General features: G+C 36.6%; 23 protein-coding genes. 11 read left to right on the top strand and 12 right to left on the bottom strand.

The features are described 5' to 3' along the window. Positions 1-270: 270 nt before the first annotated feature. Positions 271-714 (bottom strand): hypothetical protein, encoded by a 444-nt coding sequence (locus ACT5E3_RS01485; RefSeq protein ID WP_444996553.1) that lies wholly within the window; start codon positions 712-714, stop codon positions 271-273. A gap of 247 nt (positions 715-961) precedes the next feature. On the opposite strand from ACT5E3_RS01485, the gene ACT5E3_RS01480 reads away from it, so the two are divergent. Genes ACT5E3_RS01480 through ACT5E3_RS01470 form a run of 3 tightly spaced genes read left to right on the top strand, consistent with a single transcriptional unit; the run spans position 962 to position 2,838 of the window. Further along, on the top strand, positions 962-1,684 hold the full coding sequence (locus tag ACT5E3_RS01480; protein ID WP_444996552.1) for a DUF1538 family protein: 723 nt from the start codon (positions 962-964) through the stop codon (positions 1,682-1,684). Position 1,685: 1 nt separating this feature from the next. Then, on the top strand, positions 1,686-2,462 hold the full coding sequence (locus tag ACT5E3_RS01475; RefSeq protein WP_444996551.1) for a DUF1538 domain-containing protein: 777 nt from the start codon (positions 1,686-1,688) through the stop codon (positions 2,460-2,462). 31 nt (positions 2,463-2,493) lie between these two features. Further along, positions 2,494-2,838 carry a P-II family nitrogen regulator gene (locus ACT5E3_RS01470; protein WP_444996550.1) on the top strand — a complete coding sequence of 115 codons (345 nt, stop codon included), beginning with the start codon at positions 2,494-2,496 and terminating at the stop codon, positions 2,836-2,838. Positions 2,839-2,896: 58 nt separating this feature from the next. Here ACT5E3_RS01470 and ACT5E3_RS01465 read toward each other — a convergent pair whose 3' ends face one another. From ACT5E3_RS01465 to ACT5E3_RS01440, 6 genes are all read right to left on the bottom strand, one after another. After that, on the bottom strand, positions 2,897-3,532 hold the full coding sequence (locus tag ACT5E3_RS01465; protein ID WP_444996549.1) for a 2-hydroxychromene-2-carboxylate isomerase: 636 nt from the start codon (positions 3,530-3,532) through the stop codon (positions 2,897-2,899). A 15-nt stretch (positions 3,533-3,547) separates the two neighbouring features. Next, positions 3,548-3,838 (bottom strand): DUF1244 domain-containing protein, encoded by a 291-nt coding sequence (locus ACT5E3_RS01460; RefSeq protein WP_444996548.1) that lies wholly within the window; start codon positions 3,836-3,838, stop codon positions 3,548-3,550. A gap of 722 nt (positions 3,839-4,560) precedes the next feature. Continuing rightward, positions 4,561-4,746 (bottom strand): hypothetical protein, encoded by a 186-nt coding sequence (locus tag ACT5E3_RS01455; RefSeq protein ID WP_444996547.1) that lies wholly within the window; start codon positions 4,744-4,746, stop codon positions 4,561-4,563. Between the two features lie 2 nt (positions 4,747-4,748). Further along, positions 4,749-5,144: a DUF423 domain-containing protein gene (locus ACT5E3_RS01450; protein ID WP_444996546.1), complete on the bottom strand. Its 396-nt coding sequence runs from the start codon at positions 5,142-5,144 to the stop codon at positions 4,749-4,751. Positions 5,145-5,173: 29 nt separating this feature from the next. Then, positions 5,174-6,601 (bottom strand): bifunctional D-glycero-beta-D-manno-heptose-7-phosphate kinase/D-glycero-beta-D-manno-heptose 1-phosphate adenylyltransferase HldE, encoded by a 1,428-nt coding sequence (hldE, locus tag ACT5E3_RS01445; RefSeq protein WP_444996545.1) that lies wholly within the window; start codon positions 6,599-6,601, stop codon positions 5,174-5,176. 171 nt (positions 6,602-6,772) lie between these two features. Next, on the bottom strand, positions 6,773-7,540 hold the full coding sequence (locus ACT5E3_RS01440; RefSeq protein WP_444996544.1) for a hypothetical protein: 768 nt from the start codon (positions 7,538-7,540) through the stop codon (positions 6,773-6,775). A gap of 235 nt (positions 7,541-7,775) precedes the next feature. On the opposite strand from ACT5E3_RS01440, the gene ACT5E3_RS01435 reads away from it, so the two are divergent. Then, positions 7,776-10,256: a DUF748 domain-containing protein gene (locus ACT5E3_RS01435; protein ID WP_444996543.1), complete on the top strand. Its 2,481-nt coding sequence runs from the start codon at positions 7,776-7,778 to the stop codon at positions 10,254-10,256. A gap of 85 nt (positions 10,257-10,341) precedes the next feature. Here ACT5E3_RS01435 and ACT5E3_RS01430 read toward each other — a convergent pair whose 3' ends face one another. Further along, on the bottom strand, positions 10,342-12,663 hold the full coding sequence (locus ACT5E3_RS01430) for a hypothetical protein (protein ID WP_444996542.1): 2,322 nt from the start codon (positions 12,661-12,663) through the stop codon (positions 10,342-10,344). A gap of 183 nt (positions 12,664-12,846) precedes the next feature. Then, positions 12,847-15,105, bottom strand: coding sequence for a hypothetical protein (locus ACT5E3_RS01425; protein ID WP_444996541.1), 2,259 nt, complete (start codon positions 15,103-15,105; stop codon positions 12,847-12,849). 472 nt (positions 15,106-15,577) lie between these two features. Here ACT5E3_RS01425 and ACT5E3_RS01420 point away from each other — a divergent pair, with 472 nt between their 5' ends. After that, entirely contained in the window at positions 15,578-16,831 is a 1,254-nt protein-coding gene (locus ACT5E3_RS01420) for a hypothetical protein (protein WP_444996540.1), read from the top strand. 15 nt (positions 16,832-16,846) lie between these two features. Here the strand turns inward: ACT5E3_RS01420 and tnpC are convergent, their stop codons facing one another. From tnpC to tnpA, 3 genes are all read right to left on the bottom strand, one after another. Further along, positions 16,847-18,361 carry an IS66 family transposase gene (tnpC, locus tag ACT5E3_RS01415; protein WP_444995286.1) on the bottom strand — a complete coding sequence of 505 codons (1,515 nt, stop codon included), beginning with the start codon at positions 18,359-18,361 and terminating at the stop codon, positions 16,847-16,849. Positions 18,362-18,427: 66 nt separating this feature from the next. Beyond that, positions 18,428-18,784, bottom strand: a complete 357-nt coding sequence (gene tnpB / locus ACT5E3_RS01410) for an IS66 family insertion sequence element accessory protein TnpB (RefSeq protein WP_444995285.1) — start codon at positions 18,782-18,784, stop codon at positions 18,428-18,430. Continuing rightward, positions 18,781-19,077: an IS66 family insertion sequence element accessory protein TnpA gene (gene tnpA / locus ACT5E3_RS01405; RefSeq protein ID WP_444995284.1), complete on the bottom strand. Its 297-nt coding sequence runs from the start codon at positions 19,075-19,077 to the stop codon at positions 18,781-18,783. Before tnpA ends, tnpB begins: the two co-directional genes overlap by 4 nt. 60 nt (positions 19,078-19,137) lie before the next feature. Between tnpA and ACT5E3_RS01400 the strand changes: the two genes are divergently transcribed. The 6 genes from ACT5E3_RS01400 (at position 19,138) to hisF (ending at position 24,924) form a co-directional block, all read left to right on the top strand. Then, positions 19,138-19,722: a hypothetical protein gene (locus ACT5E3_RS01400; RefSeq protein WP_444996539.1), complete on the top strand. Its 585-nt coding sequence runs from the start codon at positions 19,138-19,140 to the stop codon at positions 19,720-19,722. Between the two features lie 682 nt (positions 19,723-20,404). Beyond that, positions 20,405-21,253, top strand: a complete 849-nt coding sequence (gene hisG, locus ACT5E3_RS01395; RefSeq protein WP_444996538.1) for an ATP phosphoribosyltransferase — start codon at positions 20,405-20,407, stop codon at positions 21,251-21,253. A gap of 29 nt (positions 21,254-21,282) precedes the next feature. Beyond that, a complete protein-coding gene (locus ACT5E3_RS01390) occupies positions 21,283-22,929 on the top strand; it encodes an aminotransferase class I/II-fold pyridoxal phosphate-dependent enzyme (protein ID WP_444996537.1) in 1,647 nt (548 codons plus the stop codon). Then, positions 22,914-23,516: an imidazoleglycerol-phosphate dehydratase HisB gene (gene hisB / locus ACT5E3_RS01385; protein ID WP_444996536.1), complete on the top strand. Its 603-nt coding sequence runs from the start codon at positions 22,914-22,916 to the stop codon at positions 23,514-23,516. The genes ACT5E3_RS01390 and hisB overlap by 16 nt, the downstream gene beginning before the upstream one ends. Positions 23,517-23,558: 42 nt before the next feature. Then, positions 23,559-24,137 carry an imidazole glycerol phosphate synthase subunit HisH gene (gene hisH / locus ACT5E3_RS01380; protein WP_444996535.1) on the top strand — a complete coding sequence of 193 codons (579 nt, stop codon included), beginning with the start codon at positions 23,559-23,561 and terminating at the stop codon, positions 24,135-24,137. A 1-nt stretch (position 24,138) separates the two neighbouring features. Further along, positions 24,139-24,924 (top strand): imidazole glycerol phosphate synthase subunit HisF, encoded by a 786-nt coding sequence (gene hisF / locus ACT5E3_RS01375; protein ID WP_444996534.1) that lies wholly within the window; start codon positions 24,139-24,141, stop codon positions 24,922-24,924. The last annotated feature ends 34 nt before the right edge of the window (positions 24,925-24,958 follow it).

Genomic DNA, 24,958 nt, shown 5'->3' with positions numbered 1-24,958 from the left:
CTTTTATATCAATAGAAAAAGCACTAAACTGATAAAATAACAAATAGAGATAACTAAACGAGTCGTTCTTAGATGCTTTCTTTGTAGCATCAACGGATCAAACATTGGGAATTTATTAATTTTTAGGTTTGACTGAGCTTGAACACACTTAGCTTGATTTAACTCCATATTGCATACCTTCTGTAATCGACTCCATTTTCATCTCTGAATTTCTGACTAAATCAAGTATAGTTTTAGTAAACCTATTTAGCGAACTTAGAAACTACAAATTTAAACTTCTTCTTCTTCGCCATCAATGATAAAACCAATTCGTCTTTTTACGGTTTTTTTCTCTACTTTTTTGACAAAACAAAGCATTTGCACTGTTGATTGATGAGCTAATAACATACAGGGACTACCGTTCATATTACCTTCAATACGAATGCCATGAAAACTTTCTTGGGCCAAACGCTCAACACTAATTTGAATCCCCCCATACATAACAGCCAAAATAGCGGGCTCTTCATCTTCAGGTAATTGTTCGCGCCATTGTGTAATGGTGTCTGCCAGCCTTCTCATTAAAATACCAGCTGATTGATATTCATTGGCTTCTCTTAGATCATTCATCGATGGTTTATGTAGAATTGGCAGCGCTCTTTGAGGCACAACCTGCTCTTTCAGGATTTGCTGGGTATTTTGGTAAGCATTTTGCAATTGTTGTTTTTCGTCAGTCATTTGTATTCCTTGAATATAAGCCACCAATGGCAATCAGTAAATTAGCAATAGATTAAGTACTTTATTCATTAATGGCAATATCAACTCCACTTAAAGACGCAAATATTCTTGTATTAAAAATTAACCATCAGTCAAAGAAGTCAGGTTAATTAAACTTTACAGGCCAAAACATCTAATGACTAAATTAGGTGTTTGTAATAAAACGTGTCTAAACTTAAATAAAACAGGAACTAACAATGCTCAATGAATGAAAAAAATATTTATTCCCTTAACTGAAAGTATTCGAGACTTAATTCCAATTGTTTCTGTTATTCTTTTTTTTCAACTCATTGTTATGCAGCAACCCATCCCTAATGTTTTAGACATTTTGTTCGGTACATTACTAGTTATTTTAGGGTTAACTTTTTTTATTGAAGGGTTAAAAATGGGGCTATTTCCAATAGGAGAAAGCATGGCTCATGACTTTGCCAACAAAGGAAGCTTATTTTGGTTGATATTGTTCGCATTTTTATTAGGTTTTGGAACAACGGTTGCCGAGCCGGCCTTAATGGCAGTGGCCAAAGAAGCCGCCTTAGCAGCTTCAGTTAGTGGGCATATAGCCAATCAACCAGATGCGCTTATCAAATATGCTTTTGGCTTAAGAATGGTTGTTGCAACAAGCGTAGGTATCGCAATTGTTATAGGCGTCATTAGAATAATTAAAGGCTGGCCAATTCAATGGATGATTATTAGTGGGTATACACTCGTTATTATCATGACTTTATTTGCCCCCGATGAGATTATTGGTATTGCTTATGACAGTGGAGGTGTTACTACTTCAACTATTACAGTGCCGCTAGTGACTGCTCTAGGTGTAGGGCTAGCGAGCTCAATCAGAGGACGTAATCCAATGATTGATGGTTTTGGCTTAATTGCATTTGCCTCGTTAACCCCGATGATCGCCGTAATGTTTTACGGAATGGTGATTTAAGTTGACTTGGGCCAACGAGCTAATATCAACGCTATTAACAACAGTGAAAGATGTTATCCCAATCGCTGTCATTATATTTGGTTTTAGATTTTTTGTTATTCGAAAGCCAATCAAGAATTTGCATGAAGTTCTGTTTGGCTTCTTATTTGTCATTATTGGTCTGGTTTTCTTTATTCTTGGCCTAGAAAAAGCATTGTTTCCAATTGGTCGGCTTATGGCAGAACAACTCTCAGCCGATCCTAATAACTACCTATGGGTTTATTTATTTGCATTTACAATAGGTGCTAGCACAGCCATTGCCGAGCCATCTTTGATAGCCGTTGCTATAAAGGCTAATCAAGTCTCAGGCGGTGCTATTAGCATTTGGGGGTTAAGAATATCAGTCGCAATCGGAGTCGCTTTTGGTATCACTTTAGGAACCTGGAGGATAATTAGTGGATATCCGATTCACTGGTTTATTATGATTGGTTATGGCCTCGTTATTCTACAAACAATTCAAGCCCCAAAACTAATCATTCCATTAGCTTTTGACTCTGGAGGCGTAGCAACTTCAACAGTCACTGTTCCTTTAGTAACCGCTTTAGGCCTTGGGCTCGCAGAGTCAATACCGGGCAGAAGCCCATTAATTGACGGTTTTGGTTTAATAGCCTTTGCCTGTTTATTTCCTATTATTTCAGTTATGGCTTATGCTCAATTATCAGAATACAAAATAAAACAAAAACTAAGAAACCGCTATTATCAAGAAGTATTTAAACAACAGAAGAAAATCAACACATGAATCAACTACTCACTGAAAAGGAGTATATGTTATGCACTTTAAATTAATTGTCGCATTTGTCGATGACACAATCACCAATGACATCATTGCCAGTGCACGAATAGCAGGGGCTAAAGGCGCGACTATCATTAACAATGCTCGTGGTGAAGGGATTAATCAACATAAAACATTTTTAGGTTTATCATTAGAAACACAAAGAGATGTGGTTTTGTTTGTTGTTGAATCAAGTTTATGCGAAGCCATTATTGAAGCCATTAACCATGTAGGAGAATTTGAATCAAAGTCAGGCTCCGGTATAGTACTCCAAATTGATATTGAAAAAGCCTTAGGCGTTATGCAACAATTTGAGATTGACGTCAATGAAGGTACATCTTAATCACCGTAGAATAAATTAAACTGAATACTCAGTAAAATCATAGCTTTTCTATTTACTCTCAACGTTTACGCTGGACACCTTCAGGTAGCGAATGAATGCGTCGCATTTCTTCATCATAAAATTTTTCAGGTGTTCGAATAAAGTCCAGTAACATATCAAAAGAATCTAACCCCCAAAAGCTTTCTTCATACTCATTAACAACGAAGGTTGGTACACCAAAAACAGAATGACTCGCCGCTTCTTCTGTATTATCTCTTAATTGTTTTTTTACTGTTTCATCTGATATCAGTAACTTTAAATCAGATAACTTTAAGTGACTTTCAAGGTGTTCGATTGCTTGAGAAGAATTAAGTTCAAAACCATGTCGCCAAATAGTTTCAAAAATAATTTTAATTGTATCCAATCCTCCTCCAGCTGCAATTGCTAAGCGTAATGCTGCAAGTGAATTGAAAGGGTGAGCAGGAGGCATTTTAAAAGGAATGTTATTTTTTCGAGCATACCAATAACAATGTTTATAAGTAAAAATTCTTTTAGGTGATATTTCCGCAGGACCAACATTCTTCCAATGATTCAGTAAACCAGCAAATAATATAGGCTTATACTCAATATCAACACCATGAGGTAAATCGTCAAACCGATGCAATTGCAAATAAGCAAATGGCGAAATAAAATCAAAATACCAAGTTAATTTCATACTGTTAATAATCTTTTACTTTGTTTTATTTTTGGCCTCAAAAGCTGCAAGCTGTTCGGCAGTTGCTTTTTTCTGAAACTTTTCTTTCCATTCTGAGTATGGCATGCCATAAATGTGCTCTCTTGCCTGCTCATAAGTCAGTTGAACACCTTTACTTTCAGCTTCAGCGACCATCCACTTAGCTAGGCAATTTCGACAAAAATCAGCCAAAATCATCAAATCAATGTTTTGCACATCTTTATGTTTATCTAAATGTTCTAATAAGCGACGAAAAACACCAGCTTCAATTTCTTGCTGATTTTGCATGATAATCTCTTTTTTAAAATCCACTAAGCGACATTATAATCAATCGAGGTTGTTTAATATAGTTTTGTGAAAGATAAGTCTTTCTCAATAAACACGCTCTAATTTCGATTAACTGAAAATCATGTTTTTAAAAGACACCAATACATTCCATAATATTGTTTGCCCAACCTTGAAGTAGAAAAAGAGAAAATAAGCTCTTTATTAAAAGAAGTTAAATTATTGATGGTAATTGTGATAAGTCTAGATTTTAGGCCATTAAGATTAAGGGCGACCAAAGTCGCCCTTATATGCTTATAGCTCATCCATTGAAAGCGTTGCTCCTTGCAATTTCCTTATATATCAGCTCCATGATAGGTCATCCTTTTCCTTATTCCTTTTAGTCCCGCATCATCCCTAACGCTTAGGTACAGAATACTCGCGTGAAGAAAATTAACAAGACGCCTGTTTGAGCAATTTATTGGTTAGATATTTCATCATTTTTTGTGGTTATTATTTAACCTTTCAAAATCAAAGAGATATCTCAAAGTAAAGAAAAAACAGCTAAATAACCTCGCTTAAAAAGCTGCAATAGCCTATAACCTTTGCAGACCCTACTCACATAGAAGATGGCAAATATCTCACATTAAGATTGCTGTGATAAAATCAGGAATATTGTAAAAATCATTAACAACGAAAAACTATCAGCAATTTGTAGCCAATTAGCTTTAAATTAGGTCTATCGACTATTTGTTTATTTGGTCTTTACGATACTTTAATAAAGTAATACCAACAAAAATAATGGCGAATGCCACCAATCCTGAGTGATGCCCTAGCTGGTTATATATCAGCGGAACTACGTACAAAGTAACACCGACCAACAAACAACACCAACCCAGCACAGTTAATAATCTATTCTTATTTTCAGGCATATTTATAAGACCCGACTTTGGCCACTTTTTTTAACAATAGCAATAAGCAAAAGAACCCAGCCAACAATAAAAGCAAGCCCACCAAAAGGAGTAATAGCACCTAACCACTTTAGGTGGAGTAAAGCTAAAGCATAAAGTGAACCGCTAAAAATAAAAATTCCAATAATAAACGCAATGGCAGACAGTTTTAAAAACTTAGTAGAAAAATACTCCATCGCAGATAAAGTACCAACAATAAGTAAACCAATAGCATGGTGCATTTGATAATCAACTGCCGTTTTGAAAACACCTAATGAGTAACTATCTAAGCTTCCCTTTAATCCATGAGCAGCAAATGCACCTAATAAAACAGCAGTTAGCGCAAACGCCACACCCCATATTAATATCCAAAATTTCATGTTTTTAAACTTAAACTCTCATGAAGTCGCTACGACTTGTGATGAATAGAATTAATAATTCCTGTAGTTGATACGCCATCGACAAACTGAAGTATCTCCACCTTGCCGCCATTTTTAATCACTTCTTTTGCACCAGCAATTTGTTCAACTTGATAATCTCCACCTTTAACAAGCACATCAGGCATCAGCTCAACTATTAGATCTTTTGGTGTTTCTTCAGAAAAACGAACAACCCAATCAACCGATCCTAAAGCAGACAAAACAGACATTCTACGCTCAACAGGATTAATAGGACGCCCTTCTCCTTTTAGCTGACGTACAGATTGATCATCATTGACAGCGACAACAAGTCGATCCCCTAGTGCCTTGGCTTCTTGTAAATAAGCAACATGACCAGCATGCAAAATATCAAAACAACCATTAGTCATGACAATTTTTTCACCATGTGCTTTAGCTTCATCAATGACTATTTTTGCCTGCTGTTGTGTCATTACTCCTGTACCTGTATCCCCTGCTGTTCTTAATTGGCGGCGGATCTCATGAGAACTTACCGTAGCAGTTCCTAATTTAACCACAACTATTCCTGCGGCAATATTGGATAAAGCAACAGCGTCTTCTATATTACTACCAGCAGCTAAGGCACTAGCTAATGTTCCTATCACGGTATCTCCAGCCCCAGTTACATCAAACACTTCTCTTGCTAAAGCAGGTAAATGTAATTCTGGCAACCCTCTTCTTAACAAAGTCATTCCATGCTCGCCACGGGTAATCAGTAATGCTTGCCACTGATACTGTTCTAATAGCTTATTTCCTCTTTCAACGAGAGTTTGCTCATCAAAGCATGGGCCAACAACTGCTTCAAACTCGTGCAGGTTAGGCGTTACCAATGTTGCCCCTTGATATTTAGAAAAATCAACGCCTTTAGGATCAACAAGAACAGGAACTTTATACGAGTTAGCCACCTTAATTAGTTCACCGACATTTTCTAGTGTACCTTTTGCGTAATCAGATAATATGACAGCGCCACACTCTTTTATATGCTTCTGCATACGCTTGACTAACCCGCTGATTCCTCGCCCATTAAAATGCTCTTCAAAATCTAATCGAATTAACTGCTGTTGACGACTAATTACACGTAACTTAGTAATTGTAGGTACATCAGCGACACGTTCAAAATCACAAACCACATTGGCAGCATTTAACCGAGTATACAAACTATCAGCAGCTTCATCATCTCCCGTTACTCCTATCAAAGTTGCTTCACAGCCCAAACTGGCAATATTAAGCGCAACATTGCCTGCTCCTCCTGGACGTTCTTCAATTTGCCCAACATTAACTACTTGAACAGGTGCTTCTGGAGAAATTCTTGAACTACCGCCATGCCAATAGCGGTCAAGCATCAAATCACCGATAACAAGGACTCTTGACGCTTTAAAATTAGGTAAGGAAATTTTCATTTAATAGGTACGAAGCTACTGATTAAAAAACTTTGTCGATCATAACATATTATCGATAGCTGTTCTCCTTGAAGATCCAGCTTTGCGCATTAAAAATATCTCATTATACTGTGCATTAAGACGCTAATCACTCACCAATCAATAGTCTAAATATCAACCAACAAACTGAAATTATTCTTTCATTTTCGAAGCGATTTCAAGTAATAAACTGCTTGATATTGCATTTCTCTCCACCATTCCAACAAAATTGCCCTTTCCATCGAGGACTGGTAGTTCATTGACCTTTAATTCAACCATTTTAGATAACGCAACATTCCGTGAAGTGGTAGACATTAAAGCTTGCTCATAGGTAATTATTCCTGGAACGAACGCTTTTATCTTTTCTTCATTATTATTCACTAACCAACTAGCTAGCTGGTCATAGGCTCTTCCACTATCAGGATACAACTTAGCCAATGAATGGGCCGGGGAAATACCAAAAAACTTTCCTTCACTATTAAAGAAAATCAAATGCTTCAAATAGGGCTTTTCCGTTAATTCAGATAGGAACATATAAATTGCTCTTCCATTATAACCATCAAACCCAAGCTTAAAAGATAGGGCTTCCGTTTTTTTGTTAATCAATTTAGGAATATCCTCAACCATGCTTTTGGGGTTCGTGCTTAAAGAGCGGGCTGGTAACTTTTCTAAATCGACTGACATTTCAAGCCCCGATATTTCACTTTTGGCGGCTTCATTAATAGCAGTTTCAATCTTCAAGCCACTTTCACTTAGTTCAAATTTTGATAATTTCCCTGATACAATCAAAAAAATCAGCACAGGAAGAATAGCCACGACTATATCAGGAGTTTTTATTTCAATTGCCTTTTTTCTGCTACGCATATAAACCAATACGGCTAAAATAACGATAAAACCAGTTACTGATACGAATAATTCCATTTTCTGCTTCCTAAAAATAATGGGGTTGTTTTAAAACATTAAGAAAAAACTCAACAAAATGCAATTCCTTGCATCCTCCTTTCAATAAAACAGATTAAGGTGATCACAAACTCTGATGACACTAACTAAAAGGGAAGAAGCTCTGTGAAACAAGTATACATCTTATCTTTTGAAGCAATCACATTAATTGGTTACACTATCCTCCCATTAAATTAGCTAAAAAGTTGTTGTACTAATGAGTGAAACTAAAACGACTAATAATCGCCTGCTAGTAACTATTATTAAAGGACTGGGAAAGTGGCTATTATTGCCAATAGTTGCTCTATATCTATTAGTTTGGGCAATAAGCCCCTTGGTGGCTCGCTTAGTTATCAACGATCAGCTTGAAGCTCATTCTTTCAAGTTATCCGATAACTCAAGTATCCGGTTTAACCCTTTTATACTCAAAATAAGCTTAACGAATATTCAGCTAATTGACAGTTCGACAGGTAAAGCTACCGCCAGTATAAAGTCAGCAGAAATTGATATCGATAGCTTGGCTTTATTTTCAAACCAGATTCTTATAGAAACATTGAAAATATCAGGTGTAGATATTCAAGTAAAACAATCTGACACTGAGCTTAACATCGCAGGATTTCCGATTAAGCAGACCAATAGTGATAAAACAGAAACGAAAAGTAAATCGTCAGGAGAAGACCCAAAGAACAAAAAAGCAACTCCTACCTGGGTAGTGCTAGCAGAAAAAATTAACTTTGATGAAGTTAATTTTGCCTTTCAACACCTTGGCATTAACCATCATTTTACGATTCATTCATTAATCCTCAACCGATTAAAAATTGATGAAAAAAATCAACGAGGCAAATTAGAAATAAAGACATCCATTAATAATTCGCCATTAAAAATACATTTTGATTTTGAGCAAACCAATCAACTTGGCACCCATCAAGTTAATTTTGAGTTAAATGATTTTGACTTAGAGAAGATAGCTTATCTTATTCCTCCACCAGTAGAGAAAATAGCCGGAAAGCTTCACTTAAAACTTCAACAATCAATTGCACTAACGAGCGAAGGTATTAGAATAATGCAACCCGAGCTTAACCTCGAGTTAAATAACTTAAAGCTTGTAGCCACAGACTCAACAGTTCACAATGAACAACTTAATATACAATTAGTAGACACTGAAGTATCATTATTAAAAAATAAGCAAAACGACATTAAACTTAATTTTTTTATTAATGGTAAGAAGCTACAAATTAAACAGAACATATCGCAAGACTTACTATTAAGCTATGACAAAATCAATTTAGAGAAAGGTAATTTCCGCCTCGATAAAAAACAAAAATATGTACTTAATATAAAATCTTTTACTATACAAGAAATAGTGGCCTCAGCTATTCATACGATAAAAGATAAAACCCAACCTGATAATAAAACAACACTACTACCTCCTATCGCTAAAATAAGTGAAGTCAACCTGAGCGAAATTGATGTGAACGATCAACATTTATCACTCAATAAAATTAAAATATCAGGCTTAGACAGCACTATTTTATTAGATGCAAATAAACAGCTTATTAATTTAGCACAACTACCCAACAAGAAAGAATCACAAGAACTTAATAGCAAACCTAATACATCAGAGGTACAACAAAAAGCATCTAATTCAACAAAGGAAACAAAAGAACCCCCTCCTACATTTAGTTTAGATCAGTTGATAATAACTGAAGATAGCCAGTTAAAATTTAGTGACGCAAGCGTTTCGCCAACTTTTTCGCAACATCTGAATTTCAAAAAACTTGAAATAGGCCCTATTGATAGCAGAGATAAAAAAATTAAAACTAATATTAATATTGATTTTAAAACAGATGCTTATTCCGGCGCAGCTATTCAAGGAGACATTCTGCCTTTTTCTGAAAAAGTTAATTTAAATCTTACCTCTAAAATCAGAGAGTTTTCATTGCCAGAGGTTTCTCCTTATATGAAAAAATCTCTCGGATTTGAAATGTTAAGTGGTCAATTTGATAGCGATATAAAAATATCAATTATTGAAGATAAAATAAATGGAAAAACAAAACTAACCATGCGAGGCTTAGAGCTCTCTTCGGCCGATGGAGCAGAGGCAAACTCATTAAAAGATCAATCCGCTATTCCACTTAATTCAGCACTTAATATGCTAAAAGATAGCGATGGAAACCTTGAGCTAGACATTCCCCTAAAGGGCAATGTTAATGCTCCAGGTTTTGGGGTTTCAAGTTTTATTACATTAATTACCAAAAAAGCAGTCATGTCTGCCGCAGAAAGTTATTTAATCGACACATTTGTTCCTTATGCCAATGTCTTATCAGTGGTCAGAATTGCAGGGGAATATATGCTAAAAGTCCGCTTTGAAGATCTTGAGTATTCTCCTGAAATGATTGAAGTTCAAGAAAAACAACTAAAATTTATTCAGCAATTCACGACATTGCTCAAAGACAAACCGGATACGCAAGTTAAAGTTTGTGCGATAGCAACACCCCAAGATCTGCCTGAACTAAAGCCAGAAATTAAAAATCCAGAATATATTGAAAAATTAAGAACAATTAGCAAACACAGAGGAGAACACTTTAAAGCCTGGGTTGTAGAAAAAGGTAAAATAGAATCATCTAAGCTATTGCTTTGCCAACCGCAAATTGATTCTTCAAAAGATGCTAAACCAAGAATCGAGTTTGAAGTATAATTTTACTCTCAACTCTGTAGTGAAAAAAACAGAACCCAATCCAGGTTCTGTTTTTTGTTTTAAACTCATTTAAAAACTAAATGAACTAATCGCTTATTTTACTATAAGTCAATTTATAGTTACCGATACCGGAAATATAGCGATCAGACACTAACACCGTATAAACACCACGATAAGGAATAGTATAAATAATTGAGGCTTGAGTGTGATGACTTGAGCGTTTAAGCAAATCACCATTAGGCGCAACTAGCGTAATTTCAGGATAAAAACTATTGCCTGATGTATCTGTTACACTAAGCTTAATCGTATGGTTGAGTTGTGGATCAAATGTAAAACTATCTAAATCTCCCAAATCAATTGTCTCTTGCTTCTCATCACCATAATAAAGCGTACCTAACTCATTCGCACCCGGTGCTTTACTGAAATATAAATGGTAGTTTCCTGTTCCGGTTATGTAGTAATCGCTTACCACAACCGTATAAGTCCCTGATGTTGTCGCTCTATGATTAAAACCGGTAGCAGTATGATGGCTACTAGAGATTAATTGAGTACCATCTGGACCATATAAATATAACCTGGGATAAAAACTTGTCCCATCGATATCAACTAATCGAAGAAAAGTATAATCTCCAGCTGTTGCAGTAAATGTATAGCTATCCAGATCACCAAGAGCAAGATCTCCTAGGCTAACACTATCATTACTTAATAAACCATACTCATCTGCACCAGTCACCTTGGTGTAATATAAATGATAACTTCCAGTACCTGTTACATAATAATCGCTAATTATAATAGTATAAGTACCATCGACCGTTGCAGTATGGTTTAACCCTGTTGCAGTGTGATGCGCCGCTTGTGAAATCTGACTACCATCAGGTGCATAAAGCGTTATTCTCGGATACAAGCTCGCACCACTAAAGTCAGCTATACGGACTAAAATATTATCACCAGCACTGGCTACCAACGTATAACTATCCATATCACCCAGCGTCAACTCGCCAGAGTTAACACTATCATTAACTAATAAACCATGTTCATTAGCCCCAGCTACATGTGTATAAAAAAGTTGGTATTCTCCCGTTCCTGTTACATAGTAGTCACTAATTACAACCGTGTAAGTACCATCTACTGTCGCTGTATGATTTAACCCTGTTGCAGTATGATGTGACGCTTGCGAAATCTGGCTACCATCGGGTGCATAAAGTGTTATTCTTGGATACAAACTTGCCCCATTGATATCAGCAATACGCAATAAAATATTATCACCAGTATTAGCGACTAGCGTATAACTATCTAGATCGCCTAGCTCAATTTCCCCATTATTAACACTATCATTTGTTAATAGACCATGCTCATTAGCACCCACCATATGAGTATAAAAAAGTTGATATTCCCCCGTCCCTGTTACATAGTAATCGCTAATCACAACCGTATAAGTACCATCCACTGTCGCTGTATGATTTAACCCTGTAGCGGTATGATGCGCCGCTTGCGAGATTTGACTGCCATCAGGCGCATAAAGCGTTATTCTGGGATACAAACTTGCCCCATTGATATCGGCAATACGTAATAGAATATTATCACCTGTACTGGCACTTAACGTATAAGTATCAAGATCACCCAAGGTCAGCTCGCCCGAGTTAACACTATCATTAACTAACAAACCATGTTCATTGGCACCAGCAATACGTGCATAAAAAAGCTCGTAAATACCTGTACCTGTCACATAATAATCACTAATGACAACAGTATAGGTCCCACTCATCTCAGCAGTATGATTTAATCCTGTTGCAGTATGATGTGACGCATGTGAGATCTGACTACCGTCAGGTGCGTAGAGTGTCATTCTTGGATACAAGCTAGCGCCGGCGATATCAGCAACACGCAACAAAATATTATCACCAACATCGGCAATAAAGGTGTAGCTATCGAGGTCACCCAGATCAATTTGGCCACTATTAACACTATCATTCGCTAGCAGTCCATGCTCATTAGCCCCCGCAATACGATTAAAATAAAAATGATAGGCGCCTGCATTAGATTGGTAATAGTCTGAGATAATAAATGAATATTCTCCCGTTGTAGTAATGGTATAATTTATGCCTGTGGCAGTATGGTGTGCTGCGTGGGATATTCTAGTACCAGACGACGAATAAAGAGAAATTCGAGGATAAAAAGCATTCGCACCAATATCTGCAATCCTCGCTAAAATGTTGTCACCTGCTTCCGCATAGAAAGTATACACATCTTGATCGGTTGGTGTACCAATATGGGCACTAATCTTTTCACTATCCGATAGCGCTGCCAATGAGTTCATACTAAAAGTTAAAAATAAGAGCGATAAAAATGATAAATAGATTGTTTTTTTTTCATTGAAAAAAAACGGGTATAGTAATAGAAAATTCATGACTTCTTCCTTTAAATAAACGTGAATTATTGCAAATTGATAAAAACTATTGACTCAATATCATATACAGAGAAAAATCTACATATAATATGTAAGTCTTGTAATCATGCAGTTTTTAGCCAAAAACCGAATCTAGCATTAGCGTAAGTTATCGAATGCTATAGATAGATAGCCAATTAGGTATCATTTTTTTGCAAGTAAAATTTTTCTTAAAGGCTTTAACGCGGGATGCCCCAAAAAACCTTGGCAACTTTGTGAAAGCTCACGATAAATTGGCATTGCCTTTTCATATTCTTTTAACATCGACCAACTTAAAACAATATAAGCTTTTGAGTAAGGATCTTTAGATAGTTTTTGTACTTTCTCTAACCGTTTGCTTATCTTTTTTTGAGATTTATTAGTCAACGGAACATCATTAATTTCCGATAATGCGAGCTGGATATAAATCGTATAACTTTCCAAAGAACCTTGGTTTACCCCTTTAAGTCGTTCCACCTCAATTTGTTGTAAAGCGACTTGATAAGCCGAGTGCGCCAACTGTATCTCTTTAAAGTATCGGTATGAATCAGCTAACCCAGTCCAAAACATATAATTACCTTCTACTTCATCCTGCAAAAAAGAGTCAATATAGTACTTAATATTTTCCGACGAATACTCATATTCACCAAGATAAAAGTTTATAAGACCAAGGTTGTAATAACTAACTGACGGTGCATTATCTAAAGCAACAAGCTTTTCAAAATTAGATTTTGCATCTTTAAAATCACCAGTACAAAATTGAACAGAGGCTAAATTATTGAGATTAGTAATATTAGGTACAATATCGACACTTCTTTGAGTGGCAACAATCCCTTTTTGGGGTTGACCAGAATAAAAATAAGCTCTTCCTTTAATGAGTGGCGCTTTCCAAAAGTCGGGAGAGATTGATTCTGCTTGCTCGACAAACTGAATCGCTTTTTCAAAATGACTGACATCACCTTGTTGATTAGCTAAAGCGATATGACTTTCTGCTAACCCCAATAGTGCGTCAGTAAATCGAGGCTCTAATTTTAAAGCGTTTTTGTAATAATCTTGCGAAACTTGTAGATTGCCCATTTTTCGATTTACTTGGCCCATTGCATAATAGAAATCTGCAAGTTCCGGCGCCGCTTCTCGTATTTTTAAACATTCCAGCTCAGCATCTTTTAAAAGTGATTTATCTCCGTTAGCAATACTTAATCGCACAAGGTTATCGCAAAGTGCTGCCCTAGCCTTATGAAAACTTGGAGCAATACGAAGAGCACGACTAAATTCTGTTTGAGCCCGAGTCAGATTTTCAGTAATCAGCGCTTTATCTTGGTAATATGCGCCATTCAAATAGGATGTGAGTGCGGCTTCATTAACAGGAAAAGAAGTAACTAGACGATTGTCTATTGCCTCACTAATCATTTTTTCAATTTGCTGAACAGCTCTTTGTGCTGAGCGTGTAATATTTTCTACCGTTGGAAAATGCTGCCAAGCATCGGTTAATGCGATATATTTATGTTTGCTATTAATTAAATAAATAAACAAACCAAAATATCGGCCTTTCTTAACCAAGCGGCTTTGCACGACAAAATCAACTCCTATTTTACTAGGAAGCTCCCAAGGAGCAAGGTCTGGCGAGAGTAAGTGAAAGTCAGTGGAACTTAATCGATATTGACTCTTCAATAAAATACGCAGTTTGTCAGATAGCATTTGTTCCAAGTGGGCACTAACCTCATTTTCAGGGCTGCTTAATACCGACAAAGCAATATTTTTAAAGTGACCAACTGACTTAACCGACATTGATGGTTGCTGAGTTGCAGCCATATCAGTTTTCGAAACAGACGCTTCATTGATTGAATGTAGTTTAATCTCGTTACGAGTTTGTGCGCTATTATCAACGATTAATGCTGATGAATTTTTATCTTGAATGAAAAAATACACACTCCAAGAAACTAATCCAATAATTAACACAGCCCCAAAAGACCAAATCCTTTTTGAAGTCAATCGTTGTGGGATAACCCTCTGTGTGGTATTCACAGTTTCTCTCGGCTGAAAACGCTTATTGCCTTCCGAACGCATAGAAGCTTCGGTTGTTCGTTCCCACTCAGTATCACTTGATGACAAGTATAAGGTGTAAGCCTCAACACCTAATGCGTTGGCGATCCGCTCAATAGTCTGTGGCTCAACCGAACGTTCACGAAAGGCTTTATTCACCAGATCTTTAGGCGGTGAATCAAGATTTTCTTTATCAGCAATAATATTGGCTAAAGCGGCTTGAGTCTTTAAACCTGCAGCATGTAATGCTTTTTCAAGTTTAATACGTGACGCTTTAACCCCTCGCTGACGGGCATATATTTTATGCTCATTACTATCAGGTACAAATGAATCGTTCGAGCCATTATCTTCTGACTTATTATTGGATGGTAAACGTCCCATAAAATATCCACTTTAGATTATTCGTTGATTCACTATTTTAAACCTTAACAAATTATCAACAAGTGATTTTTAGTTTTCACTGAACGGTGCAAGTTAATATCAGATATTTATATCAACCGATTATAATCAACTTAATTGATAATGCTTTTACATAACAACCTATTTTCTAAAACACCAGTAAAAGACTATAAACCCCTTGCTCACAAACGCTATCTCAATATGAAACCAAATAACTATTACACTAATAAAGAAGTTACTAATCAACACTTCTTTGTCTGTTCATCTCAGAAATGTCTTACGTCAACTTACGATAAAAACTATTTAGATAGTAGCCCTAATCAATTACTATGCTATGCGCTGTAAGTAGTAAAAGAAACTTGATAACTTTCAGCCAAATATAAAATGCAAAAAGGACTGAATATTGGATGAGGGTTATGGAATTTTTATCAACCTAAAAAGAAGGACTTTAACTATGACAAATCTATTTAGATTTAATACGAACCTTGCTGCTCGAATAACAAATTGTGGATGTCGAGTAAAATTTTCTAATATAACAATTCACCTCTATAAAAAACCTAAAGAAAACTTCCCCAACCAACCTTGTATTGCAAAAACATTTCAACAGTTATCAGAAAAAGAACTAAACAATAGAAAAGACAACTTAGTAGCTTCAGGTAGTACAGATGAAGAAGGAAATTTTTTTACAGAAATAAATGGTGATGAAAAAGATTATAATGGTGAAACTATTGAAGTTGTAGTAACTTTTGAAAAAGTTCCTGGAAGTAATCAAAAACTAAAATCTAGTGAGCATTTTTTGCTAGCTTGTTACCGTCCATCATGGGAACAACTTGATCACTATTTCCAACATTATGACGAGTTAATCGTGCCAGCTAATATATGGTGTACCTGGCTAAAAAAACATGATGTCTGGGTAATTTGTGGTCGAGTAACCACTTGCCAAAAACCTCAGGGACCTGTCGGCGGTGTGAATGTAAAAGCAAATGACGTTGACTGGATCCAGAATGACTTTTTGGGGCAAGCAATTACTGATGCAAATGGTTGGTTCTACATTTATTATAGTAGTGAACAGTTTAAACAAACACCGCTTTCACCTTTTATTAATTTAGAATGGACAGGTGGACCTGATGTTTATTTTCAAATAGAGGCACTAGATGCCAATGGCAACTTAATTCAATTACTCGACGAACCACCATCAAGAGGACGAAAGCCCGATAGAGAAGATATCTCCAATTGTTTTTGCGTAGAACTTTGTGTTGACCTAGCTCCACCGAATCCATTAGAAATACCAATGTGGACACATGTCGGTAATTATCAAATTCCAGACTCAGTCAATATGCATGACTTTCGAAGTAATGGTTATACGCAAATTGGCAACCTCGCTTTTACCGGTACTATGACTATGATTGGTCAAACAGGTAAAGCAACAGCAACACGCCAATTGAGATATAGGTTTTTATATGAACGTAATTGGACAGGCCCAGCTTTACCTTCAACACCTGTTACTAAAGATATGATCCCCTCAACTCAAGTGGGACAAATTGTTGTATCACTATCACCGCTAATTCTTGAGCCAGTTTATGTTAATAACCCTACTGCAACTCATAATCATATACCTGATGTGAATGGTTGGATCGAAGTAGAAAATGATCCTAGATACACTCCTGTCAGCAATCGCTTGATAAAATTAAACGTAAGCGTCTGCTAATTCCACCTAGCGATTTTATCTATTGTTAAAATTCCAAGGCATTAATGCTTCAATGTTGGTGGTCGCTCTCGGTAACTCAGTCAGCAGATAGTTCAGATAATCAAATGGAATGAGTCCATTCGCTTTAGCGGTTTCAATCAGACTGTAAAGTGTTGCACTGGCTTGTGCGCCTCTGGCGGTATTGGCAAATAGCCAGTTTTTACGCCCAATGACCAGCGGTTTAATAGCCCGCTCAGCCCGGTTGTTATCAATATTCAGTTGGCCATCTTCAGTGTAGCGAATGAGTTTGGGCCATTGATTCAAACTGTAAGCAATGGCTTTGCCTATCGCGGATTTCGGTGGGACTTGTAGGGCAGATTTATCCAGCCACGTTTTAAACTGATTGAGTAGCGGCAGAGCTTTTTCCTGCCGCTGATTCAATTTTTCATCGGACGATAGTGCCTTGATTTGCGTTTCAATCCGATACAGCTTTTTGATGTGGCTAATGGCCCAGTTAGCTTTACCGGTTTTATTTTTTCCCTGGACTTTTTCTGCCTCAATAAACTTACGTCTAGCATGGGCCCAACAGCCCACGAGTTTGGCTTGGGTTTGTTCATAGCCCGCATAGCCATCCGCTTGCAAATAGCCTTTAAAGTCCTGCAAAAAATCAACAGCGCACTGCCCACGACGACTGGCTTGATAGTCAAACAACACCATATTCGGTATCCCATTATCTTGAGGCGAGTCAGAGCCTGTGCAGTAAAGCCACATATAGCATTTAACTTTATCCTCACTAATCACATTCAATGTCGTCTCATCTGCCTGGATGACGGGTTGTTGTAACATCAATTCATGCCAACGTTCAATAATGGGTTTAAACAATTCAGCACACTTTAACATCCATTCACTCAGAGTTTTGCGGTTAAGTTCAACACCGTGTTGCACAAAGAGTAGCTCTTGTCGATAAAGCGGCAGGCTATACTGGTACTTGCTGGTTATCACCTGACTCAACAAGGAAGGCGTGGCCATACTCTTCGGAATGGGACTGACTGGTACGGCCGCTTGTTTGATGCTAACTTGCGTTTCTTTTTTCTCACAAGTCCGGCAACTATATTTAGGGCGAACATGTTCAATCACTTTAATGCTCGCTGGAATAAATTCTAACTGCTCACTTTTATCTTCACCCATTCGGTGAAGCTCACCACCACAACAATCACAAACTTTTTCTTCATCAGCTATGTCATGAATAATCACTTCTCGCGGTAAATCTTGCGGGAGCGGCTTTCGTTTGGGTTTATTGCGAGTGTAACTGATACTCTCTTTTTCTGGCTCAATACCCTCATCAGCAATTTGCTCCGCTTCATTAAATAAGTCTAACTGTTCTTCGTGAGCTTCACTGCTTTGACCAAATCGCTTGTGTTGCGCCAGACGAAATTGTTCTAATAAATACTGATTTTGAGCCATGAGCTGTTTATTTTTCTCACGCTCGGTCAGAAGCAGCGCTTTGAGCGCTGCCATATCATCAGGGAAAATATCTGGTGAGTGTTTCATGGCCGACAGTCTAACAGAGTTGACGGCCCGGTAACCTAATTGACGATCAGCGGTTGATTTTTTTGATCAACGGACCCTTTCAAATGTGATAGCTTGATGGCCTTGCATTCGACTAATATCTAGCCCGGATAATAACCAACACCACTGTTGCTCGGTTAAAGCCATCATGGCCTGAGAATGTTTTTTCGGCCACTTGAATTTCTCTTTTTCCAGACGTTTATACCATAAGGCAAAACCGGTGTTATCCCAGTAAAGCACTTTGAGTTTATCTCTCGCTTTATTGCAAAAAACGAATAGCGCTTCACTGAAAGGTGAGAGTGCCATCTCCTGCTCCACTATCACCGTTAAACCGTTTATTGATTTGCGAAAATCCACCGGGTCTCGATGCAGATAAATCAACTCGAAATCGGTTGCGGATTTCATACTAATGCCTTAACAAGCTTCGCTAACCAGTTGGCCTCTACTGAATCGGGTAAACTCAATTGCAGCTCTCCAACTTTCATTTCAATCTGTGTCGGTCTTGACTTGGGACGATTCACTCGGATAAATGACTGAGTACCTTGGAGCCGCTCGGCTTTCCAGTTTAAATCCAGCTTCCGCTTGCTGAAGTATTTGGCACACAATCGATTCTCTCGACAAAAAGCGGCTGCCGTTAAACCACTTTCATCGTGTTGTTTAAATAATGACAACCATTCTTGCTCGCTACGTTTGTTCATCTTAAAGTCTCCTGAATTAAAAAAACTGAAGACTTTAAGCTTTTAAAATATCTTCACAAGGTGGGGATAACTAGATGTTCACAATTAAACTCAACTTACTTAGCACCAACAAATGCTTACCCTAACCCATCACCTAATCCTGATGCAGGTTCACCAGCAACTGTTGACCTAGCTCGTCAAATTCATACTTTTGGACTCGCTTATGAATTACAAGAAAATACAGGTAGTGGCTGGGTAACTATTCACGAAAGTCTTCTTGAAAAAATTGTTATTAACAACGCAAGAACATTAATGTGGCTAGAACTTGACGAGTTTCTGGTAGGCTCAAACCTATGTCAACCAATTAGCAATACAGTAACTGCTCGCTATACGGTAGATCACCCTCATTTAGACTGGTTCGAAGTAGAAATTGAGAAACAAGGCTCCCACATGCATTGGTCTGTACCACGTATCGATGATGGTGGAAGTCTTACATTTCGAGGCGGAGAATCAACAGGTGTACCTGCAACTGCAAATAACCCTGTCAATGTTACTACATGGGATGCTTGTTCTTATATTGTGTTTCTTCGTGCACATCGTCGTTTAACTAATGGCTACGGTGGGCCCGGTAATGAAAGTGTTTATCGTACCTTTTGTAAAAGCTAACTAATTTTGATAATGTTTATTTCAGTCATACTTTAAATTGTATGGCTGAAATTTTTCTCTTAGTGACCAAGAAAAAGAGAAAAGAATCCATTACTATTTATACAATTTTTAAAATATTATTATGGGCTAATCATTCCACTATGGACTAATTAATTTTTAATCTATACAGCAAACTTGTATATACATCTAAACCCTAAATATTCAACAATATAAAGCAGTATAAAATATATTTTTCCTCAATAATTAAAAAATTTATTTAAATTATTTACATTTTAAAATGCCTTGCAAAACAACAAAAAGCCACCGGCTATTAATTAAAATATTTTTTATCATTTAAAAGCGTATTTCAATCAATGCCCTACAAGCTTGTATATACATGAGTATTTATTTTTTACTATTCTAATACAAGTTTTTTGGTTATTCAGATTCATTAAAAGCCTAAGATATAACCTCTGGTTATTTGAGATCTCATACTCAATCTGAAACAATCGCTCACATGAAAACACAAACAAAAAATATTTCGCTTAGCTCAATCGTTTTGCATCACCATCATCATTTAAGATGAGGGTGCTTTTTCGTATGTGTAAATAAATTAATAACACAAATTTCAAAGCCCCGTTTACCTCAGTAACCGGGGCTTTTTTAATGCTTTTAAAAATTAACTTTAATAAGAGAAAATAAAATGACACTTAAACTAGTACTTCCGAAAGGAAGAATAAATACAAAAGTTCTAAAATTACTTTCAGACTGCGGAATAGAACTAATTGGTGATGAACGTAACTACCGTCCTAAAGCGTATGGTTTTGATCTCGAAGTTAAACTTTTAAAAAGCCAAAACATTCCTTCATTGGTTGAAATGGGTCAACACGATATAGGATTTGCAGGTTTAGATTGGATTCAAGAGAGACGTTGTAATGTTGAAACTTTAAAAAATCTTGGTTATGACCCAGTAAAAATTGTGACTTGTATTCCTGAAGATTGGGATTGGCAAGAAATGCAAAAGCGCAAATTAATAGTTGCTTCTGAATATAAAAATATCAGCACTGATTACCTTAACAAACTAGGAATTAATTACCAACTATTGCGCTCTTATGGCGCAACTGAAGTATTCCCACCTGAAGATGCAGATATGATTATTGATAACACATCTACAGGAACAACAATACGCGCCAATCGACTTAAAATTGTCGATACCGTTATGGAAAGTTCGACTCAATTCATTGCTAATAGCGGTGTATTGGAAGATACCGGAAAAAGAAAAGACATCGAAGATTTATTAACTTTAATGCAAGCAGTGATTAATGGTCGAGAAAGAGTTTTATTAGAAATGAACTGTACTAGTGAAAAGATCAACTCAATCGTTTCTTTATTACCATCCATGCGATACCCAACAGTCTCTCCTCTTTATCAAGACAAAGGATTTGCAGTTAAAGCGGCGGTTAAAAAAAGTGAAATACGCGATCTGCTTCCAAAGTTGATTAAGGCAGGTGCAACAGATATTTTGGAAACACCCGTTAGAAAAGCACTATAGCAATAAGCCAATTAGATCGAGAATAAAAAATGCAAACTTATCTCAAGCTAGATTTTAATGAACGAAGTGATAATACAAGTCCTTTGGTAGACAGCTTACCTGATGGCAAGTTTTATTGGCGTTACCCGCAAAGACAATCACTTGAAAAACGCATTGCTGAACTTAATCAGCTCTCACCAAAGCAAGTGCTCTGTACTAATGGTGGTGACGAAGCAATCATGATTTTAATGCGCTTAATAAAAGAAGAGCGAGAATTAATTTTGCCACTACCTGCATTCTCACAATATACCTGGGGCGTGGAGAGCTGGAAGCTAAACGCAAAACTAATTCCAGCCAATCAAGACCTATCAATTAACATTAGTACGACGCTCTCCACAATTCAGAACACAAGTAACTCAGTTACAGTAATAACTCGACCCAATAATCCAACAGGAGAACTCATTCCAATTAATGATTTAATTAATATTATTGAAACAGCACAAAAAAATAATGGCTGGATATTTTTAGATGAAGCTTACATTGAATTTAGTGAAGAAGAGAGTGTCGTTAATTCATTATTATCTCTTTATGATAACCTGATCATTTTAAGAACTCTTTCTAAAGCATATGGTCTAGCAGGTATTCGTCTAGGTTATATATTAGGTTCAGAAAAAATAATAAACCAGTTTACTTCTCGATGTATGCCTTTCAACATTCCACAGCCCAGCTTACAAATAGCAGAACTCGCATTAGAAAAGAACAATAGAAAAGAAATGCAAGATTACTGTCAGTCGATCATTAACAATCGAAAGAAAATAATTAACTTCTTGCAAAGCATTAATATAACCGTTATGCCAAGTGAAGCAAACTTTATATTAATACAACTGCCCAATAATCAAGCTCAGGCAATGCGTTCATTTTTACAAAAAAATGGCGTTTTAGTTAGAGCTTTTAATGAAAATGAACTAGCTAATTGCATCAGAATTACAATACCTTACACAACAGAAAAATTACTATCATTATTAAAACACACACTATGTCCAGATTTAATCTGTTTAGATATGGATGGTGTGTTGATCGATACAAGTGATAGCTACGACACCACAATTAAAGCGACAGTAAAACAATTGTCAGGGAAAGAAATTAATCAGTCAGAAATATTCCAACTTAAAGATGCAGGGGGCTTTAATAATGACTGGGTACTCACTCAAGCATTATTAGAAAAACAAAATATAAAATCAAACCTCAATGAAGTAACTGAAGTTTTTCAAAAACTTTACTTAGGTGAAAATAATGATGGTTTTGTCGCTAATGAAAAACCTCTCATTAATAATTCACTGGTTTCCAAAATTAACGACTGTCAACAAACCAACTTTGCTATAGTTACTGGTAGACCATTTAATGAAGCACAAGCAGGCCAAAACTTTATTAACCTCGAAAAATTGGAACTGGTAAGTCTGGATGATGTCGAGCAACCAAAACCTTCACCAGAAGGAATACAGAAATTACAAAAAAAGTTCTCAAATTTCAGTTGGATGTGCGGCGACAATCCCGACGATATGCAAGCCGCCAACGCCTCAAATTCTCTCGCTATTGGCATTGGCGAAAGAAGCGCTGAAATTCTTTATGAGGCGGGAGCTGATATTGTACTAAAAGATATAAATGAATTGGAGGCATGGCTATGTCCGATAAAATAAAACAAACAACGAATAGAACTATTTCAGTTTCAAGAAAAACCAAAGAAACCGATATTGAAATTACACTTAATGTAGATGGTCAACAATCAATTAATATCAATACAGGCATTGGTTTTCTCGATCATATGATTCATCAACTTGCTTCACATGCACGTTGGGATTTAAACCTTTCGGTCAATGGTGACTTACATATTGATGATCATCATACGGTTGAAGATATTGCAATATGTTTAGGTGACGCGTTACAACAAAGCTGGCGTCAACGTCAAACAATGCAGCGTTATGGGCAACGTTTATTACCAATGGATGAGGCACTCATTATGTGTGCGGTAGATCTTTCTGGCCGTGGAATTTATGTCGGCGAATTGAACTTTACACGAGAAAATGTAGGCAACATGAGCACCGAAATGTTTGAACATTTCTTTTTAACACTTGCAACTACCGCAGCGATAACACTGCATATTAAACCAATGTATTATCGAAATAATCATCACCTAGCAGAAGGGTGTTTTAAGGCACTAGCTTATGCTCTAAAAGAAGCACTATCTGAAAGCCAAGGCGATAATACAACAAAAGGCATATTATAAGTTTACATTATAATTTAATAGAATTGAGTTGGACTAAAATTAATGAAAAAAGTACTGATTGTTGATACAAAAGCAGGCAATCTTTTTAGTTTAAAGGCAGCAATAGAAAGACTTGGCTATACCGGTTATATTTTGCAACAGCCTGATAATCAAAAATACGATGCGATTGTTATACCTGGTCAAGGTCGTTTTGGCACAGTAATGAAAAACATTTTACAAAATAAATGGGATATATATCTTTCTCAAGCACGCGAGAAAAACATTCCTATTTTAGGTATTTGTGTTGGCATGCAGATATTTTTTAATAGTAGCGACGAAGATCCTGATGCCGTTGGTCTTGGTTGGTTGCAAGGTAGAGCGGAAGCTTTAGATTTTCCTAAAAAACCAATGGTAGGATGGTCTAAATTAGACAGTGAAGTATGGCCTGATTCATGTGTTTACTTTGTTAACAGCTATGCCATTAAAGAGAGTCAAAATGCTATTGCAAAAACGACCTACGGTGAAACTTTTTGCGCCGCGATAAAAATGGGTAACCTTACTGGCGTTCAATTTCATCCAGAAAAGTCAAGTCATGTCGGAAGCGAAATTATTAAACAAGCCTTAGATTTGGAAGGAATTTAAAATGAATTCTAATATAAAACCAACCATTAATAGTTTAATGCCAAGAATAATAGTTTGTCTTGATGTTGATAAAGGACGAGTGGTTAAAGGCACTAATTTTAAGCAGCTGAGAGATATGGGTGATCCAGTAGAGCTTGCATTAAACTATGAAAAACAAGGAGCTGATGAACTTGTCTTTTTAGATATATCTGCTAGTAACGAAAGGCGTCCTACAGCATTAAAACTCGTCACAGACATTGCAAAAAATTTATCAATTCCATTTACAGTTGGCGGTGGACTAAAAAAACTAGATGACGTTAAAGCCTTTCTAGATGCTGGAGCAGATAAAGTTGCTTTAAACACTACAGCAGTTTTACAACCGGATATTATTGACCAAACGGCAATTGCATATGGTAGCCAGTGCGTAGTGGTTGCCATTGATGTTAATCAGCAAGAAAAGCAACTAGGGCTCTACATTAACGGCGGAAGAAAATTAGTCGATAAAGATTTTTTTAGCTGGACTAAAGAAGTTGCCGATAGAGGAGCTGGCGAAATTTTATTAACTGCTATGCATAAGGATGGGACAGGTTCAGGGTTTGATACTCGTTTAACTCAAAAAGTTAGTCAATCGGTTCCTATCCAAGTTATTGCATCTGGCGGCGCAAAAAATGAACAACATTTTCTAGAAGCATTTCAACAAGGTGCAGATGCTTGTTTAGCCGCAGGTATGTTTCATAGTGGTGAATATAATGTCGGACAAGTGAAACAGTTTTTAATCAACAATGCGATCAATATACGCACTTACTAAACTGACTTAAGCAACATAAATTAATTAACAATAA

The organism is Aliikangiella litoralis (genome assembly GCF_052495765.1).
This window is presented reverse-complemented; position numbering and strand designations above follow the sequence as displayed.